Source organism: Bradyrhizobium uaiense (genome assembly GCF_010811875.1).
Classification (GTDB): Bacteria; Pseudomonadota; Alphaproteobacteria; order Rhizobiales; family Xanthobacteraceae; genus Bradyrhizobium; species Bradyrhizobium uaiense.
In genome coordinates this window covers 1-237 of sequence record NZ_VKHP01001107.1, presented here as the reverse complement: position 1 = coordinate 237, position 237 = coordinate 1, and the positions used below count along the sequence as shown (strand labels likewise).

Genomic DNA, 237 nt, shown 5'->3' with positions numbered 1-237 from the left:
CAACGCGCAGTAGCTCTATCCCCGTCATCCTGAGGTGCGAGCGGAGCGAGCCTCGAAGGATGCACGGCCACAGCCGGGCCGTCGATCCTTCGAGACGCGCGTTCCGCGCTCCTCAGGATGACGGGGATAGAGCTACTGCGCGTTGGTGCCCGCTTACTCCTTCACCGCGCCGGTCAACGACGACACGTAGTAGTCGACGAACAGCGAGTAGAACAGGGCGACCGGCAGCGAGCCGAG

The 237-nt window shown here is 65.0% G+C and carries 1 pseudogene; it reads right to left on the bottom strand.

From position 1 onward, the window contains the following. Positions 1-153 precede the first annotated feature (153 nt). Positions 154-237, bottom strand: a pseudogene (locus FNJ47_RS48975) (carbohydrate ABC transporter permease); the annotation flags it as partial.